12 protein-coding genes are annotated in these 16504 nt (G+C 70.7%); 4 read left to right on the plus strand and 8 right to left on the minus strand.

Annotated elements, in window-relative coordinates:
* Nucleotides 1-349: 349 nt before the first annotated feature.
* Nucleotides 350-886: an HXXEE domain-containing protein gene (locus tag ACWD3E_RS34655; RefSeq protein WP_451391490.1), complete on the minus strand. Its 537-nt coding sequence runs from the start codon at nt 884-886 to the stop codon at nt 350-352.
* Between the two features lie 233 nt (nt 887-1119).
* Here ACWD3E_RS34655 and ACWD3E_RS34660 point away from each other — a divergent pair, with 233 nt between their 5' ends.
* Nucleotides 1120-1557: an SPW repeat protein gene (locus ACWD3E_RS34660; protein WP_451391491.1), complete on the plus strand. Its 438-nt coding sequence runs from the start codon at nt 1120-1122 to the stop codon at nt 1555-1557.
* 133 nt (nt 1558-1690) lie between these two features.
* Here the strand turns inward: ACWD3E_RS34660 and ACWD3E_RS34665 are convergent, their stop codons facing one another.
* Nucleotides 1691-3145, minus strand: a complete 1455-nt coding sequence (locus tag ACWD3E_RS34665) for an APC family permease (protein WP_451391492.1) — start codon at nt 3143-3145, stop codon at nt 1691-1693.
* A gap of 153 nt (nt 3146-3298) precedes the next feature.
* Here ACWD3E_RS34665 and ACWD3E_RS34670 point away from each other — a divergent pair, with 153 nt between their 5' ends.
* On the plus strand, nt 3299-4483 hold the full coding sequence (locus ACWD3E_RS34670) for an ROK family protein (RefSeq protein WP_451391493.1): 1185 nt from the start codon (nt 3299-3301) through the stop codon (nt 4481-4483).
* Nucleotides 4484-4678: 195 nt separating this feature from the next.
* Nucleotides 4679-7399 (plus strand): glycoside hydrolase family 2 protein, encoded by a 2721-nt coding sequence (locus ACWD3E_RS34675; protein WP_451391494.1) that lies wholly within the window; start codon nt 4679-4681, stop codon nt 7397-7399.
* A gap of 38 nt (nt 7400-7437) precedes the next feature.
* Here ACWD3E_RS34675 and ACWD3E_RS34680 read toward each other — a convergent pair whose 3' ends face one another.
* From ACWD3E_RS34680 to ACWD3E_RS34695, 4 genes are all read right to left on the minus strand, one after another.
* The gene (locus tag ACWD3E_RS34680; protein WP_451391495.1) at nt 7438-8892 is read right to left on the minus strand and encodes a hydrolase; all 1455 of its coding nucleotides are present in this window, start codon (nt 8890-8892) and stop codon (nt 7438-7440) included.
* 173 nt (nt 8893-9065) lie between these two features.
* Complete coding sequence (locus ACWD3E_RS34685; RefSeq protein WP_451391496.1) at nt 9066-9842, minus strand: GNAT family N-acetyltransferase; 777 nt, start codon at nt 9840-9842, stop codon at nt 9066-9068.
* A gap of 63 nt (nt 9843-9905) precedes the next feature.
* The gene (locus tag ACWD3E_RS34690; protein WP_451391497.1) at nt 9906-10760 is read right to left on the minus strand and encodes a GNAT family N-acetyltransferase; all 855 of its coding nucleotides are present in this window, start codon (nt 10758-10760) and stop codon (nt 9906-9908) included.
* A 189-nt stretch (nt 10761-10949) separates the two neighbouring features.
* Nucleotides 10950-11750: a chaplin gene (locus ACWD3E_RS34695; protein ID WP_451391498.1), complete on the minus strand. Its 801-nt coding sequence runs from the start codon at nt 11748-11750 to the stop codon at nt 10950-10952.
* A gap of 306 nt (nt 11751-12056) precedes the next feature.
* Here ACWD3E_RS34695 and ACWD3E_RS34700 point away from each other — a divergent pair, with 306 nt between their 5' ends.
* A complete protein-coding gene (locus ACWD3E_RS34700; RefSeq protein WP_451391499.1) occupies nt 12057-13673 on the plus strand; it encodes an alpha/beta hydrolase in 1617 nt (538 codons plus the stop codon).
* Between the two features lie 39 nt (nt 13674-13712).
* Here the strand turns inward: ACWD3E_RS34700 and asnB are convergent, their stop codons facing one another.
* A complete protein-coding gene (asnB, locus tag ACWD3E_RS34705; protein ID WP_451391500.1) occupies nt 13713-15554 on the minus strand; it encodes an asparagine synthase (glutamine-hydrolyzing) in 1842 nt (613 codons plus the stop codon).
* 138 nt (nt 15555-15692) lie between these two features.
* Nucleotides 15693-16472 carry an alpha/beta fold hydrolase gene (locus ACWD3E_RS34710; protein ID WP_451391501.1) on the minus strand — a complete coding sequence of 260 codons (780 nt, stop codon included), beginning with the start codon at nt 16470-16472 and terminating at the stop codon, nt 15693-15695.
* Nucleotides 16473-16504 lie beyond the last annotated feature (32 nt).

Consider the following 16504-nt stretch of genomic DNA (forward strand, 5'->3'; position numbering starts at 1 on the left):
GCGGCTTCGGCGTGCCGGGCGTCCCGGGAGGACTCGCGGCGCAGAAGGTCGATGGCCCCCTGCCGGCTCGGTGACATCGATGTCACCGAGGAAGCGGGCGAGGACGGCGGCCAGGGCGGCCTTGCGGCCCTCCAGCGCCCCGTCCAGGCCGGCGGCCTGTATCAGCAAGATGCCGCCCAGGTACTCCTTGCCCTCGGCGGGCATGAGCTCGGCGAGCTCCTCCGGCGCGGGCGGCTGCGCACAGGTGGTCTGGACCGAGCCGAGCAGGGAGTACAAGCCGAGATCGACACCGCCCCCAAGGAATCTGGAAGAAAACTCCGTCGGGGAACCTCCGCGGAGACTCCGGCCGTCACCGGCGCCGCAGTACGCGCTGCGCCAGCGCGTGCGTACCGACGGCCGCCGCGGCGGCGAACGCGAGGCCCTGGACCGCGTCGGCCGGGCGCGCCGGGCTCAGCACTCCGGCCCGGCGCAGCCGGCCGCGTGCCCAGGCGGTGAACGGCAGCACCACGAGGGGGGTGGTCGCGGAACCCGGTGTGTAGCCACGGACGACGGCGGCCTGCGCCAGGTGGACCAGGCCGTGCAGCCCGAAGGCGTTGAGCGCCGTCTGGTAGACGGCCGAGCGTCCCCCGGTGCGGTGCCCCTCGGCCGCGCAGGCCGCGACCACGACCGCCATCGCGACGACGGCGGTACTGAACTCACGCGCGTCCACCGACTCCAGCCGCCGCCACACCGTTTCGGGCACCCGGGGAAAACTCCTGCGCAGCTCCGGGGTGTGCGTCCGTACCCAGCGCGGCACCATCGCCACTTCCTCGGAGTCGTGCAGGGCCCACGCGGCCAGCAACCCGAAAGTGACGGACGGGCCTATGTCGTTCGGCTTTCGCGTCATGAACAGGCAGTTTGCCACAGCGAGTTGATCATCCTACGCACCGTACTCAGCTGAACAGAGCGGGCGCTCAGGACCGGCGACCGCCGCCCGGGAGAACTCGACCGGCCTCCTGTCGCGGCAGCCCGCTGAGCTCTACACATAAAGAGGAAATAAGGGCACAATGTGTTATATGCGGCGCTTAACCGCATACCGCACCAGACGCGGTCGGACCTGCAAGTCAAGGGAGACGAGTCATGGCCGACGTCTCGCACAGGGGTGACATCACGACCCACCCCGATATCTCCGAAATGCGGGCACGCTACGCCCGCATGCTCGGCGGTCGTGATGTTGCGCTCGTGGACGGGCCGGTGTTCCTGCTCGGCCTGTACTGCGCGGCATCACCGTGGATCCTGCACTACACGACGAGCCAGCCGGCGCTCGTGACCCACAACCTGATCCTGGGCATAGCGATAGGCCTGCTGGCACTCGGATTCACCCGGGCCCCCGAGCGGATGTACGGCCTGAGCTGGGCCATGTGCGCCTTGGGTGTCTGGATGATCATCGCGCCGTGGATCGTGGGCACGAGCCCGGACAAGGGCGTGATCATCAACAACGTCATCATCGGCGCGCTGGCCTTCGCACTAGGGCTGATGTGCGCCGGTACGGCGGCGAAGAGCGCTCCCCAGCCATAAGAGCCACGAAGTCAGGACACGAGGAAAGGAAGACCCATCAGTAGAGACAGGCAAGAACAGGAGGCCGGTCCACCCGGGTGGACCGGCCTTCGCCGCTCGGTCGAACTCAGTTGCGCCGCACGACCGTTGGGGTTCAAGCTCCGGCGGTCTGCGCGTCCGGCGCCCCCACGCTCACGAACTCCTCGCTGATCTCCCTCTCCCCGAACGGCCAGACCTTCTCCAGCCGCGCCCAGATCAGGAAGGCCACGCAGCCGAGGGCCAGCCAGGCCAGGGACCATTCGATGGGGTGGCGGCCCGGGGAGTTCCGGTCGGCGTAGCCGTAGATCACGCACCAGCCGACGAGGGCGACGATGCTCGGCAGAGGGTAGAGCCACATCCGGTAGGGGCGGTTCAGCGTCGGCCGGCGCTTGCGCAGGACCGTCAACGCCACGATCTGGGCGAGCGCCTGAACGATGACCATCACCGTGGTCAGCAACTGGATCAGGGTCGCGAGGTCGGTGTGACGGCCGATCAGGAAGCCCACCGCGGTGATCACGCCCATGGTCGCGAGGCCGAGCATCGGGAAGCGGTGCTCGGGGTGCAGCTTCTCGTAGGGCCGGAAGAAGACCCGGTCGCGCGCGGCGTCGTACGGCACCCGGGAGCCGCCCAGCAGGCCGGTGAAGACCGAGGCGAACGCCGTGACGAGGATCAGCACGGTCACCGTGTCGGCCGCGCCCTTGCCCCAGGCCTTCTCCAGCACCGCCGACGCGACCGAGGTGGCGGCGACGTCGTGCGGGTCGGTCATCCGGCGCCAGTCGACGACGCCGAGGGTGCCGATCTGGAGCAGCAGGTAGATCGCCATGATGCCGAGGATCGAGTAGAGGATGGAGCGCGGCAGGGTACGGCCCGGGTCCTTGATCTCGGCGCCCATGTACGCCGTGGTGTTGTAGCCGAGATAGTCGTAGATGCCGATCGTGAGGCCCGCGGCGAAGCCGAGCCAGAAGTGGTTGCTCGTCAGGTCGAAGGCGCGCGCCGGGTAGGTGAAGGCCAGGTTGGCGCTGAAGTCGCCGGCGGCGGCGACGATCACCAGGAGCACCGAGGCCATCATCACGGCCCACATGACGGCGGTGATGCGGGCGATGTTCTCGATGCCGCGCCAGAGCAGGAGCACGACCAGGGCGATGACACCCAGGCCGATCAGGTCGCCGGACGTCCGGCCGAGATCGGGGGCCAGATAGCCCAGGTACTGGACGAAGCCGACCACGCCCGTGGACATGATCAGCGGGATGAAGAGCATCGCCGTCCACACGAACAGGAACGGCATCAGCCGGCCGGTGCGGTACTGGAAGGCCTGGCGGAGGTAGACGTAACTGCCGCCCGAGCCGGGCAGGGCGGCGCCCAGCTCGGCCCAGACCAGCCCGTCGCAGAGCGCCAGGACCGCGCCCGCGACGAACCCGATGACCGCCTGCGGGCCGCCGAACGCGGTGACCATCAGCGGGATCGTCACGAACGGGCCGATGCCGCACATCTGGCTCATGTTGATGGCCGTGGCCTGGAACAGGCCGACACGGCGGACGAAACCACCCGTGGGTGGCGGGCTTCCGGACATGGGAACTCCTGACACGACGGGCGCACGGGCCGCGTGCTGTGCTGCGCGGCGGCTCGCCCGGCCGGACTGACGGACCGGACTGACTGGCCGATAAAGTTAAGGAGCCTTACTAGAGGCGTCAAGTATGCGTCAGCAATGCGTGAGAATGGTGCGATGCCCGCCAGCAACGCCGTGGACCAGCCGGAACAGCCCTGGAGCCGGCAACGCCTGCGCAGCACCAACGAGCGGCTGCTCCTGGACCGGCTGCGTGCCCTCGGTGCCGCTTCGCGGGCCCAGCTGGCCCGGGACACGGGCCTGTCGAAGCCGACCGTCTCCAGCGCGCTGGCCTCGCTGGAGGCCGCGGGGCTGGTCCACGAGGTCGGCACGCACGCGCCCGAACGCGGGCGCACCGCCGTGCTGTACGCCCCCGATCCCGCCGCCGGGTACGCGCTCGGCGTGGACATCGGCCGGAGCTGGCTGCGGGTGGCGGTGGTCGACCTGGACGGCACGGTGGTCGCGCGGGCGGACGTACGCAACCGGGCCCGCGCCTCCGCCGCCCTGGCCGACCTGGTCGTCGGCACCGCCCGCCAGGTGATCGCCAACTCGGGCGTCGACCCGGCCGAGGTGGTGCACGGGGTGGTGGGCACGCCCGGGGTGTACGACGAGAAGCAGCGGCGGGTGCGGTACGCGATGCATCTGCCGGGCTGGGGCCGGGCGGGGCTCGTGGACCGGATGCACGAGGAGCTGGGCGTGCCCCTGGAGGTGCACAACGACGCGAATCTGGCGGCGCTCGGCGAGTACACGTACGGCGTCGGCGCGGGCAGCAGGCTCTTCGCGTACATCCTGATCGGTACCGGTCTAGGCATGGGGGTCGTCAGCGAGGGGCGGCTGTTCACGGGGGCGCACGGGCTCGCAGGGGAGATCGGATTCCTGCCCTGGCCGGGACGGCAGAAGCCGCGACGGCTGGAGGACGCGGTGTCGGGGGTGGCCGTGGTGGAGGCCGCCCGGCACTTCGGGATGAGCGGGCAGCTCACCGCGAAGGCGGTGTTCGACGCGGCCCGGCAGGGCAACCAGGCGGCGGTACGGGCGGTGGAGCTGGAGGGCGAGCGGATCGCGCACACGGTCGCGGCGACCGCCGCCGTGCTCGACCCGGACCTGGTGGTGCTCGGCGGCGGGGTCGGCCACAGCGTCGACCTGCTGCTCGGGCCGGTCCAGGAGCACCTGCGCACGCTCACCCCGCTGCGGCCGAGGCTCGCGCCGAGCCGGCTCGGCGAGGACGCTGTGCTCCTGGGCGCGGTCGCGACGGCGCTGGGCACGGCCCGGGAGCTGGTGTTCGAGCGCCGGTCGGCCGGCGGCTGAGGAACCGACATCCGAGGAACCGACGTCCGAGGGACCGGCGACGGGGCGACCGGCGGGTCCGCCGGGCATGTGCCGCGCCGGGCTCGATGATTGACAGTGTCCGGCGCACGCCCTAGCTTGAGCCAGATTAGTAAAGTTTCCTAACTTTACGAAGGCTTACAGGGCTTACAAGGCTCACAAAGGCTGGAGACCCGCGTGTTCCCTCGCCCCACTCCCCGGCGCCGTTCGGCCGCGGCCTGCGTGGCCCTGGGCCTGCTCTGCTCGCTCGCCACCGGCGCCTGGGCGGGTCCCCGCCCTGCCGTGCCGCGGCTCGGGCCCGCCCCCGTCACCCGCGTGCCATCCGCCGCCGGAGCTTCCACCCCGCTCTCCGGCTACGCGATCCAGTCCACGGCGAAGGTCTCGGACCCCGCGACGGCCGTCTCCTCCCCGGGCTATCCGGCCAGGGGCTGGTACCCGGCGGGCCCGCGCTCCACGGTCCTGGCCGCGCTGCTCGCGGACGGCGAGTACGCCGACCCGTTCTACTCCACCAACCAGCAGAAGATCCCGGCGTCCCGCTTCCAGGTCCCCTGGTGGTACCGCTCCGACTTCACCGTGCCGGACACCGGCGGGCGCACCTACCTCGACTTCAGCGGCGTCCTCTCGGCGGCCGACGTGTACGTCAACGGCCACCGGCTGGCCGAGGTGGCGGACGTCACCGGCGCCTACACCCACCACGAGCTGGACGTCACCTCGCTGGTACGGGCGGGCACGAACACCGTCGCCTTCCGGATCCGGCCCAACGACCCGAAGAAGTACCTGACCATGGGGTGGCTCGACTGGCTCCAGCCCCCACCCGACCAGAACATGGGCATCGTCCGGGACGTCCTGATCCGCCGCGCCGGACCGGTCGCGCTGCGCGACGCGCACGTGGTCACCAAGCTGGCCGTGCCGTCCCTGGCCACCGCCGACCTGACCGTCAGGGCCCAGGCCCGCAACGACTCCGGCACGGCGGTCACGGCCGCGATCACCGGCAGCATCGGCAACGCGAGCTTCACCCGGACCGTGCCGCTCGCCGCGCACGAGACCAAGACGGTCACCTTCTCCCCCGCCGACACGCCCGGCCTGCACCTCACCGACCCGAAGGTCTGGTGGCCCGCGGGCATGGGCGGGCAGCCGCTGTACGACCTCGACCTGACCGCCTCCGTCGACGGTACGGCGTCGGACACCGCGCACGAGACCTTCGGCATCCGGGACATCCAGGCACCCCTGAACGCCGACGGCGCCCGCCAGTACCGCATCAACGGCCGCAAGCTGCTGATCAAGGGCGGCGGCTGGTCCCCGGACGAGTTCCTGCGCTGGGACCGCGGCTACGCCGAGGACCGGCTGAAGTACGCCGTCGACCTGGGCCTGAACACCATCCGTCTGGAGGGCCATCTGGAGCCGGACGAGTTCTTCGACCTCGCCGACCGCTACGGCGTGCTCACAATGCCGGGCTGGGAGTGCTGCGACAAGTGGGAGGGCGACGTCAACCCCAGCGGGACCGGGGAGAAGTGGACCTCCGCCGACCACACGGTCGCCAAGGCGTCCATGGCCGCCGAGGCGGCCAGGCTGCGCGACCACCCGAGCGTGGCCTCCTTCCTGATCGGCAGCGACTTCGCGCCCGACGCGACGATCGAGAAGAGCTACCTGGACGCCCTGAAGGCCGCGGACTGGACCGCCCCGGTGGTCGCCTCCGCCTCCGACAGTTCCTCGCCGCGGCTGGGGAGTTCGGGCATGAAGATGACGGGCCCCTACGACTGGGTGCCGCCCGGCTACTGGTACGCCAAACGCGAGGGCGGGGCGACCGGCTTCAACTCCGAGACCAGCGCGGGCCCCGACATCCCCACCCTCGACACCCTGCACGACATGATGACCTCGGCCGAACTCGACACCCTCTGGCAGAGCCCGAACGCCCGGCAGTACCACCGCTCGCCGTCCGCAGTGTTCGGCACCCTCAAGATCTACGACGCGGCCCTCACCGGACGGTACGGCGCCCCGCAGAGCCTCGCCGACTATGTGCGCAAGGCCCAGCTCGCCCAGTACGAGAACGTCCGGGCCCAGTACGAGGCGTACGAGCGCAACGCGACGGATGCGAGCAAGCCCGCCACCGGGGTGATCTACTGGATGTTCAGCAGCGGCTGGACCTCCCTGCACTGGCAGTTGACGGATCGCCATCTCGACCAGGGCGGGGCCTACTTCGGCGCCAGGAAGGCGAACGAGCCGCTGCACATCCAGTACTCGTACGACGACCGCTCGGTCGTGGTCGTCGACAACCGGCACGCAGGCGCCGCTGGACTCACGGCACGGGCCACGCTGTTCAACCCCGACGGCACCCAGAAGTACGACAAGACCGTCACCGGTGTGACGGTGAGCGGCGACGGCGCGCACGCCACCGCCCTGACCCTGCCCTCGTCGGTGGGCGGTCTGTCGGCCACGCATCTGCTCCGGCTGACCCTGACCGACGCCGACGGCAAGGAGGTGAGCCGGAACGTGTACTGGCTCTCCACCAGGCCCGACACCCTCGACTGGGCGCACACCGACTGGTACTACACGCCGACGACGAGCTACGCCGACCTCAAGGGGCTCGGCTCGATGGCGCGCGTACCGGTGTCGGCCACGGCGTCGACCGAGTCGTCCGGCGACACCTCGACCACGACGGTGACCGTGCGCAACTCCGGGAGCGGGAAGACGCCCTCGCTCCTCACGGACGTCCATCTGGTCGACGCGAAGGGCCGGCCGGTGCTGCCGGTGCGGTGGTCGGACAACGAGGTCACCCTGTGGCCGGGTGAGTCGGTGACGCTGACCGCCACCTACCGGACGGCCGACCTGCGCGGCTCCGCGCCGCGGGTGCGGATCTCCGGCTGGAACACGCCGGAGCGGACGCTACCGGCGGCGTGAACCGGGTGGGCCCGGCCTCGCGGCCGGGCCCAGGGGCGTCAGCTGACGTTGAGCGCCGTGTCGTCGAGGACGAACGACGTCTGGAGCTGGTTGCCCTCGGTGCCGGTGAACTTGAGGGTGACGGTCTGTCCGGCGTAGCTGCTGAGGTTGAAGCTGCGCTGGGTGTAGCCGGAGGCGGCGTTGAGGTTCGAGTACGTCGCCAGGGTGCTCAGCACGGTCCCGGAGCTGTTGAGGACCTGCACCTTGAGGGTGTCGTAGGCCGTCGTGGTCGTGGTCTCCGCCGTGTCGACGTGCAGGTAGAAGCTCAGGTTGGCGCTCGTACAGCCGGACGGGACGGTCACCGACTGGGAGACGGTGTCGGTGGTGGCGCTGCCGTAGCCGTCGAGCCAGGCGTAGTACGAGCCCGAACGCGGCGACTCGCCCGTCGTGTTGGTGATCACACCGCTGGACGCGCTCCAGGTGGTGTTCCCGGACTCGAACCCGTTGTTGCCGAGGAGCTGGGCGGCGGTGCAGGTGCCGGTGCCGCCGCCTCCGCCGCCGCTGCTGGTGCCGTCACCGGCCAGCCAGGCGGTGGCGTTGAGGGCGAGGGGCGCGTCGGTGGCGGTGGAGTCGTTCCAGCCGTCGTACAGAGTGTTGCCGGACTGTCCGGTGCCGTCGTCGATGGGTGAGCTGTCACCCCAGAAGGCAACGCGGCCGGAGCCGAAGGTGCTGGTCAGGAAGAAGGCGCCGGTGTTGCCGGAGTAACCGGTGCGGTAGAGCAGGCCCTTGACGGAGGAGTTGTCGGCGGGCTTGAGCGTGGCCGTGGTGCCGTTGGCGATCAGGCTCTTGGTGACGTTGCCGAAGGAGCCGTGCAACACCGGGTTGGTGCTGTCGCTGATGGCCGGCGGGTGGTCGGACGTGATGTTCAGGGAGTCGATGGAGAAGCCGAACGGGTCGGTGGAGTCGACGCTGTTGTTGGTCATCAGGTCGTTGAGGATCTGGACCGCGTCGTAGCCGTCGTTGTTGCGGTCGGCCTGGGTGTGGTCGGAGATCATGAACAGGCCGCCGCCGTTCTTCACGAAGTTCATGATCGCCGTCTTCTCGGCGGCCGTGAACAGCGTGTTCGGCTCGGGCAGGACCAGCGTGTCGAAGTTCGACAGGTCGGTCGAGGAGGTGCCGCCGTAGCTGAGGCTGGAGCCCGTGGGGAGGGTCTTCAGGCTGTAGCTGCCGGTCTTCTGGAGGTCCACTCCCCAGGAGGAGAGGGCGCCGGTCCAGTCCGTCTCGGCCGACGGGGAGGCGTTCTGCCCGAGCGGGTCGGGCTGGCTGGTGGAGATGATCCAGTCGGCGTTGCCGGCCGTCTCGGCGTGGGCGTTGTCGAACAGGATGCGGTGCGTGGTCGCCGCGTGGGCGGGGGCGGCACCGGCGCCGAACTGCAGGGCGGCTCCGCTGAGGAGCAGACCGAATCCGGCCAGGGCGGTGGTGAATCTGCGGCTGGACCTTCTGGATCCAAGCATCCGGACGAACCTCCATGAGGGGTGGGGAGAGGCGGTGCGGGCGCCAAGTCTGCGCGCGTAGAACCTGCTTGAGGGTTCTACACGCGTCAACTGGTTGAAAGGTACATGGCATTACGGTCCGGTGAACAGAGAGTTCAGGGGACGAAGGCGTTCGCCGAAACAGCCGATGGGAGTCAAATCCCGTACAGACAGGGCGTCGTGGTGCTCAGCGCGTGGAAGCCGAGGCGCTCCAGGATCGGGCGGCTCATGGGTGAGGCGTCGACCTGGAGGTACCGGTAGCCGTGGGCGGCGGCGACGCGGGCGCGGTGGGCCACCAGGGCGCGGTAGACGCCCCGGCCGCGCCAGGCCTCGATGGTGCCGCCGCCCCACAGCCCGGCGAACGGGGTGCCGGGCACCAGTTCCATGCGGGCCGCGCTCACGGGCTCGTCTCCGGCGAGCGCGACCACGGCGACGACCGTGCCGGGATCGGCGGCCAGTTGGGCGCGCAGCCGGTGGCGCAGCCGGGTGCCGTCGGTACCGAAGGCCTTCTCGTGCACGTCCACGACGAGATCGGCACCGGCCGGATCGGTGACCCTCAGGAAGCGGATGCCGGTGGGAGGTCGGGCGTCAACGGCGAGTTCGGCGGTCTCGCCGATGAGCAGCGTCTCCTCGGGCTCGGCCCGGAACCCGGCGGCGGCAAGCCGCGCTCCGAGGTCCGCCGGCCGGTCGTGGCCGTACAGCTTCCACTCGAAGTCCCGGCCCAGACCGGTGAAGTACGCGATCTGCTCCTCGACGGCCAGGTCCGCTCCCTGCGCGTCCAGGCCTGACCAGAGGACACCGTTCCAGCCGTGGGTGTCGGCGACCTGGCGCACCACGGCACCGGCCCGCTCGATCCGGGCTCCGGGCCCGTCGGGCCGGGCGCGCTCGCGCATGTCCCGGTCATAGAGGGCGAGCACCGTGGCGTGATCCATGCAGTCACTCCAGCATGGGCGGCCGGGCCGGGCAACGGGATAAGCGTCCGTCCGGCTGGGGCGTCAGCCGAGTTCCAGGGTGGTGACGCCGAAGACCCGCTCCTGCGCATGGGCACGGACCGGTCCGGTGTACATGCGGGCGGTCTCGAACGAGGCGGTGAATCCTGCCTGTTCGGCGAGGGCAGTGCCGGCCGTGTTGGGCTCGGGCACGTCGATGGCGACCTCGCGTCCGGCGACGTCGGCGGTGAGGGCGGCGAACAGCGCTCGCGCGTCGTCGGCGGTGTCGGCGAACAGCGGGCCGATACGCAGGGTGTCGCGGCCGGGGCGGATCACCCCGTAACCGGTGAGGCGGGTGCCGTCGTGGCGGACGAGGGTGCGGTGGCCGGGGGTGGCGAGCCACTCGGCGAGGAAGCGCGGGCGATCGGCCGGGTAGCAGGCGCCATCGTAGGCGGAGAGGGCGGCGAAGTCGTCGGACCCGGCCGGTCGAACCCCCTGCGGTGTTTCGCTCTCGGTCGCGATGCCGGTGAACCGGACGGTTCGGTAGGCGAGTTCGAAGCCGGACTGGCGGTAGTTGTCCTGCTGGGCGACGACGCCGTCCAGGCCGATGGTGCGGTCGCCGGCGTGGGCCAGGGCGGTCTTCCAGGTGGTGAGGCCATGGCCGTGGCCGCGCAGGTCGGGGCGGACGAGGTAGCAGCCGAGGAAGGCGTAGTCAGTGCCGTAGTTGACGACGGAGATGGCCGATACCGGCTCCCCGTCGATCCGGCCGAGGAAGAACCCGTCGGGATCCTGCGCGAAGAAGGCGGGACCGTCACACACCCCGGGATTCCACCCCTCCGCCGCCGCCCACGCGCTGATCACCGGCCAGTCCTCGAGGGTGGCCTGCGTGAGGACGAGGTCCTGGGGGGCCGGAGAGGTCATCGATACGCTCCCTTTCATCGGTTTCATCGGTTTCATCGGCTTCAACGGTGTTGCAACGGGTACTTCATCCTTCCGGATCAACGCGGGCCACACCATGAGGGGTTCGGCCACGGCTCGGTCGTGCGGCAAGTCCAAGGCCCCACCGGGCCGGCGTCCGGTGGGGCCTTGGAGTGGGCTAGGGAGCGTGGGTCAGCGGGTGCGGGCCGGGCGGAAGCGGCGGTAGAGGAAGCCGCCGCTGAGGACGAGCGCGGTGCTGCCCGCGAGTGCGGGGAGCGTCAGGTCCGCTCCCGTGTAGGCCAGGCTGCCCACGGACGCCGGGACGGCGTTCGAGGGCTGCTGGGCGGGGTGGGACTTGACGGGGGCCGACGGCACCGAAGGGGCTGCCGGCTGCGGAGTGGCCGGAGGCTGCGGGGTCGCCGGAGGCTTCGGAGTGGCCGGAGGCTGCGGGGTCGCCGGAGGCTTCGGAGTGGCCGGAGGCTGCGGGGTCGCCGGAGGCTGCGGGGTCGCCGGAGGCTTCGGGGTCGCCGGAGGCTTCGGAGTGGCCGGAGGCTTCGGGGTCGCCGGAGGCTTGGGCTGGTCGCCGGAGTCGTTGACGGACGTGTTGCCCATGACCGGGTTGCCCACGCCGACGACGTTCGCGGTGTTCCCGCTGACGTTCACCGGCAGGTGGACGGGGACCTGGATGTCGTTGCCCGAGACCACGCCGGGCGAGTCCTTCGCCACACCCTGGGCCGTCGCGCCGCCGGACGTGGCGGATCCGCCGCTGTTCGTGCAGGTGTTGCCCGCCGCGGGATTCAGCAGTCCCACCACGTTCACGGTGTTGCCGCACAGGTTCACCGGCACATGCACCGGGACCTGAACGGTGTTGCCGGAGATCACCCCGGGTGAGCCGGCCGCGGAGCCGTCGGCGGAGGCGCCGCCGGCAGCGAGAGCGGCGGACACCGGCATCGCCACGGCGAGCGCGCCGGAAGCGGCGGCGACGGCGATCACGCGGTTACGGGTAGCCCGTCTCATTGGTTTCCTGCCTTCCAGACATTGCAGCGGGTACTCACCCGCAACCCTTAAAACGCCTACGAACCATCCGAGTTATGGCTTATCGCTCTTTCACCCCGTTGAGTGACAGTGGTATCGAACCTCATGTAAAACCGACTAATAATCATTGATGGGAGCAGAGCGGGCGAAGGATACGGCTCCGGGCGCTCTTCCGCTCGCCGGGAGGCGGGCCGTCCGGGGCCCACTTATGGTGATCCGAGGGCGCCGTCCCGGTCCGCAGCGAGCGCCCGGGAGGTGGGATCGATGCTGGTCACGCTGTCCATACGGCCCGCCGTACGGCGCTGCGCCGGTGCGGGTGTCGTCGCCCTGGCGCTGCTCGGGGCCGGGCTGCCCGCGGCGGCGGCCGAACGGCCCCAGCCCGATCTGTCCCGCTTCTACCGGCAGAAGCTCACCTGGGCGCGCTGCCAGGGCCCGGACATGCCCAAGGACCTCCAGTGCTCCAAGGTCACCGTGCCGCTCGACTACGCCCGACCCGGCAAGGGCACGCTCGACGTGGCGCTGGCCCGCTACCGCGCCACCGGCCCGTCGAGGGGCTCGGTGCTGCTGAACTTCGGCGGTCCGGGCGGTCCCGGTGTCAGTTCGCTCGCCATCGGCGGAAAGCAGTTCATGGACCTGACGAACGGCTACGACGTGGTCACCTTCGACCCGCGCGGAGTCGGCCGGTCCTCCCCCGTGAGCTGCGGCGAGAGCTCCGACGAGCTGACCACCGCCACGAACGAGAGCCCCGACCTCAACCGTCCGCAGACGCTGCTCAAGCAGTTGCGGCAGACCGCCGAGCAGTGCACCAAACACTCCGGACCGGTGCTGCCGTACATAGGCACCGTGAACACCTCCCGCGATCTGGACGTCATCCGTCAGGCGCTGGGTGACAAGAAGCTCAACTACCTGGGGTTCTCGTACGGCACGCGGCTCGGCGCGGTGTACACGGCGCAGTTCCCGCACCGGGTGGGCCGGGTGGCCCTCGACGGCGTGGACACCCTGACCGAACCCCTGTCCGAGCAGGGCATCGCGGGTGCCGAGGGCCAGCAGACCGCGCTGGACGATTTTCTGGACTGGTGTACGACGGACATCGCATGTCCGTTCGGGCAGGACCGGCGGGCGGCCGGGGACCAGGTCGTCGGGCTCGTCCACTCGCTGGACCAGAACCCCGTGCCGTCGGACGCCGGGGGCACGTTCTCCGGCCAGGACCTGGTGGGGGCCATGGGGCAGGCCCTGTACAGCAGAGATCTGTGGCCGTCGCTGGAGCGCGCGCTGGCCTTGCTGGTCCAGGACGGCGACACGCGGGGCATCCTGGCCTTCTCCACGGGCGGCATGGACCTGCGGCGCGGCGAGGACGGCCGGCACCGGTCGGACGGCGGGCTGGTCGACGCCCAGAACGTCCCGGCGGACAATCTCTTCGCCTCACTGATGGCGATCAACTGCGCGGACGACCCCGACCGGCCCACCGCCGCACAGATCACCCGGGACCTGAAGAGCCTGCTGGCGGCCTACGAGGAGGCCTCACCGGTCTTCGGCCGCTACCGGCTCACCCAGCTGCTGATGTGCTACGGCCGCCCCAAGGGCACGGATTTCATCCGGGACCGGGTGAAGAACGTCCACTCGGCCCGGATACTGCTGGTCGGCACGCGCGGCGACCCGGCGACGCCGTACCGCTGGACCGTGGAGACGGCCAGGCGGCTCGGCCCGTCGGCGGTGGTGCTCGACAACAAGGGCGAGGGACACACCGGGTACTCGTCCTCCAAGTGCGTGCACCGCAAGGTCAACGACTTCCTGCTGTACGGCTCCCTGCCCGCGAACGGCAGCTCCTGTCCGGCGGGCGGGAACGACTGGAACGCGATCCCGAACACGCCCGAAAGCTGACGGACGGCTGTACGGTGACCGCCGGCCGGGGCCCCGGCCTCAGCCGAGGTCCAGCTCCGGGGAGTACAGGTCCAGCCACTGAGCGAGGTCGAGGCTGACTTCCAGGCCGCGCCGGTCGGCCGGGGTCGCGAACGGGGTGTCGCGCTCGGCCGACCGGCGGACCTTGTCGCGGTCCAGCAGCTCGAAGACCCGGTGGTCGGGCCGGGCGAGGAGGTCCTTGGCCTGGTCCTGGAGGGCACGGGCGTAGCGGGGGTCCTGGGTGGTCGGGTAAGGGCTCTTGGCCCGCTCGTACACCGAGCGCGGCAGGAGGTCCGCAACCGCCTCGCGCAGCAGGCTCTTCTCCCGGCCGTCGAAGGACTTCAGGGCCCACGGCGCGTTGTAGACGTACTCCACCAGCCGGTGGTCGCAGAACGGCACCCGGACCTCCAGTCCGACGGCCATGCTCATGCGGTCCTTGCGGTCGAGCAGGAGGCGGACGAAGCGGGTCAGGTGGAGGTGGCAGATCTGCCGCATGCGGTACTCGAAGTCGCTCTCGCCGTCCAGGCGTTGGATGCCGGCGACGGCGGCGTGGTAGCCGTCGGCGACGTACGACTCCAGGTCGAGCGACTTGGTGAGGTCGGCGCGGAGCACGTCGGTGGACTCGCCGAAGCGCCGGCCGGCGCTCACCAGCCAGGGGAAGGTGTCGGCGCGCCGCGCCTCCTCGTCGAAGAACTGCAGGTAGCCGCCGAACACTTCGTCGGCGGACTCGCCGGAGAGGGCCACCGTGGACTGGTCGCGGACGGCGTGGAAGAGCAGCAACAGGGAGGTGTCCAGGTCGCCGAAGCCGACCGGCAGGTCCCGGGCGCGGATCACCCGCGCGCGTACGGCGGGGTCGGCGAGGGAGCGGGAGTCGAGGACGATGTCCTGGTGCTCGGTGCCGGCCAGCCGGGCCACGTCGTGCACGAACGGGGTGTCGGGGGTGGCGCGCAGTTCGTCGGCGACGAAGTTGTCGCTCTGGCCGACGAAGTCGACGGCGAAGCTGCGTACGCTCTCGCCCTGTTCGGCGAGCATGCCCGCGGCGAGCGCGGTCATCGCGGAGGAGTCGAGGCCTCCGGAGAGCAGGGTGCAGCGCGGCACGTCGGCGACCAGCTGGCGGCGCACGATGTCCTCCAGGAGCGCGCGCACGGTGGCGATCGTGGTGCCGCGGTCGTCGGTGTGCGGCCGGGTCTCCAGCCGCCAGTACTCGCGGGCGCGCAGGCCCGTGCGGTCGACGGTGACGACGGTGCCGGGTTCGACCTCGCGCATGCCGTCCCACACCGCGTGTCCCGGCGTCTTGACCAGGGCGAACAGTTCACGCAGGCCGTCCAGGGCCACGCGGGGGCGGACCAGCGGACTGGCGAGGATCGCCTTGGGTTCGGAGCCGAACAGGACGCCGTCGGGGGTCGGTCGGAAGTAGAGCGGCTTGATGCCCATGCGGTCGCGGATCAGCACGAGCCGGTCGTGGCGGCCGTCCCACACGGCGAAGGCGAACATGCCGTTCAGCCGCTCGGCGACCGCGTCTCCCCAGGCGAGGTAGCCGCGCAGGACCACCTCGGTGTCGGATTCGGTCGCGAACTCATGGCCCAGGTCGGCGAGTTCGCGACGGAGTTCGGTGAAGTTGTACGCCTCCCCGGAGTAGACGAGTGCGACGGTCCCCTCGCTTGTGCGCGCGGTCATCGGCTGGCGTCCGCCGACGAGGTCGATGACCGCGAGCCTGCGGTGGCCCAGGGCGGCGGGGCCTTCGGCCCAGGTCCCGCGGTCGTCCGGGCCCCGGCAGGCCATCGTCTCGGTCATCGCCTCCAGGGCGGCGGCCTCGGCGGTCAGGTCGCGGTCGAAGGAGACCCATCCGGTGATGCCGCACATGCACAACCTCCGCCAAGCAACCAGCTGTATCCAGCACCTATACGACGTATGTGACGAGCGTCGGTCAGGCGCCGGGGGCGGTCAACTCGGAAACCGGTCAGGGGCGGAAAGCCGGCCAGGCTCCCTGCGCGCAACGGCTCACAGCTTTTCGGTCACGAACCGGTCCACGGCCGCGGTCAGCTCGGCCGGCTTCTCCACCGGCAGCTCGTGGCCCGCGTCGATGATGCGAACGACCGCGTCCGGATAGGCCTTGGCCATGCGCAGCATCTGCTGCACCGGCAGCTGGATGTCGTGGTAGCCGTGCACCATCAGGGTGGGCGTGCGGATCTCGCCGACACGGTCGAGGACGTCGAAGTCCCGCATGGCGCCGTACAGCGTCATGACGACCTCGCGCGGGGTGTCCGCGGACGAGCGGATGTGCGCGCGGACCTCCTCGCGCGGATAGCCCGGGGCGAAGGCCCGCTGGATGTTGGCCGCGACGAAGAGCTTGAACGGCGCCAGCGTGGAGGCCGCCATGAGCAGGCCCCGGCCGCGGCTGTAGGTCATGCGGCTGATCGAGTTGACCAGCACCATGCGTTCCACCCGCTCGGGGTGGGCGAGGGCGATGGTCTGGGAGATCATCCCGCCCATGGAGTGCCCGACCAGCACGAACCGCTCGACTCCGAGGTGGTCGAGGAGGGCGAGGACGTCCTGCGCCAGCTCCGCGATCGTGCGGACCCCGGCCCCGGTGCTCTCCCCGTGCCCGCGCAGGTCCAGCCGGATCACCCGGCGTCTGGCGGCGAAGTGCGCCATCTGGTGGTCCCAGCGGTGCCGGTTCGCGGTCCAGCCGTGGACGAACACCAGGGGGGTCTCCGCGGCGTCGCGGGGGCCCTCGTCGTCGTACGTCAGGCGGGCGCCGTCGAGTTCGAGCTGCGGCATGAGGGCCTCCTGGGATGTGGTGCGGTGCGGTC

This window comes from Streptomyces sp. NPDC002676 (genome assembly GCF_053592455.1).

Coding starts and splice junctions, on each gene's coding strand:
- ACWD3E_RS34655 (WP_451391490.1), bottom strand. CDS start 886: ATGACGCGAAAGCCGAACGACATAGGCCCGTCCGTCACTTTCGGGTTG.
- ACWD3E_RS34660 (WP_451391491.1), top strand. CDS start 1,120: ATGGCCGACGTCTCGCACAGGGGTGACATCACGACCCACCCCGATATC.
- ACWD3E_RS34665 (WP_451391492.1), bottom strand. CDS start 3,145: ATGTCCGGAAGCCCGCCACCCACGGGTGGTTTCGTCCGCCGTGTCGGC.
- ACWD3E_RS34670 (WP_451391493.1), top strand. CDS start 3,299: ATGCCCGCCAGCAACGCCGTGGACCAGCCGGAACAGCCCTGGAGCCGG.
- ACWD3E_RS34680 (WP_451391495.1), bottom strand. CDS start 8,892: ATGCTTGGATCCAGAAGGTCCAGCCGCAGATTCACCACCGCCCTGGCC.
- ACWD3E_RS34685 (WP_451391496.1), bottom strand. CDS start 9,842: ATGGATCACGCCACGGTGCTCGCCCTCTATGACCGGGACATGCGCGAG.
- ACWD3E_RS34690 (WP_451391497.1), bottom strand. CDS start 10,760: ATGACCTCTCCGGCCCCCCAGGACCTCGTCCTCACGCAGGCCACCCTC.
- ACWD3E_RS34700 (WP_451391499.1), top strand. CDS start 12,057: ATGCTGGTCACGCTGTCCATACGGCCCGCCGTACGGCGCTGCGCCGGT.
- asnB (WP_451391500.1), bottom strand. CDS start 15,554: ATGTGCGGCATCACCGGATGGGTCTCCTTCGACCGCGACCTGACCGCC.
- ACWD3E_RS34710 (WP_451391501.1), bottom strand. CDS start 16,472: ATGCCGCAGCTCGAACTCGACGGCGCCCGCCTGACGTACGACGACGAG.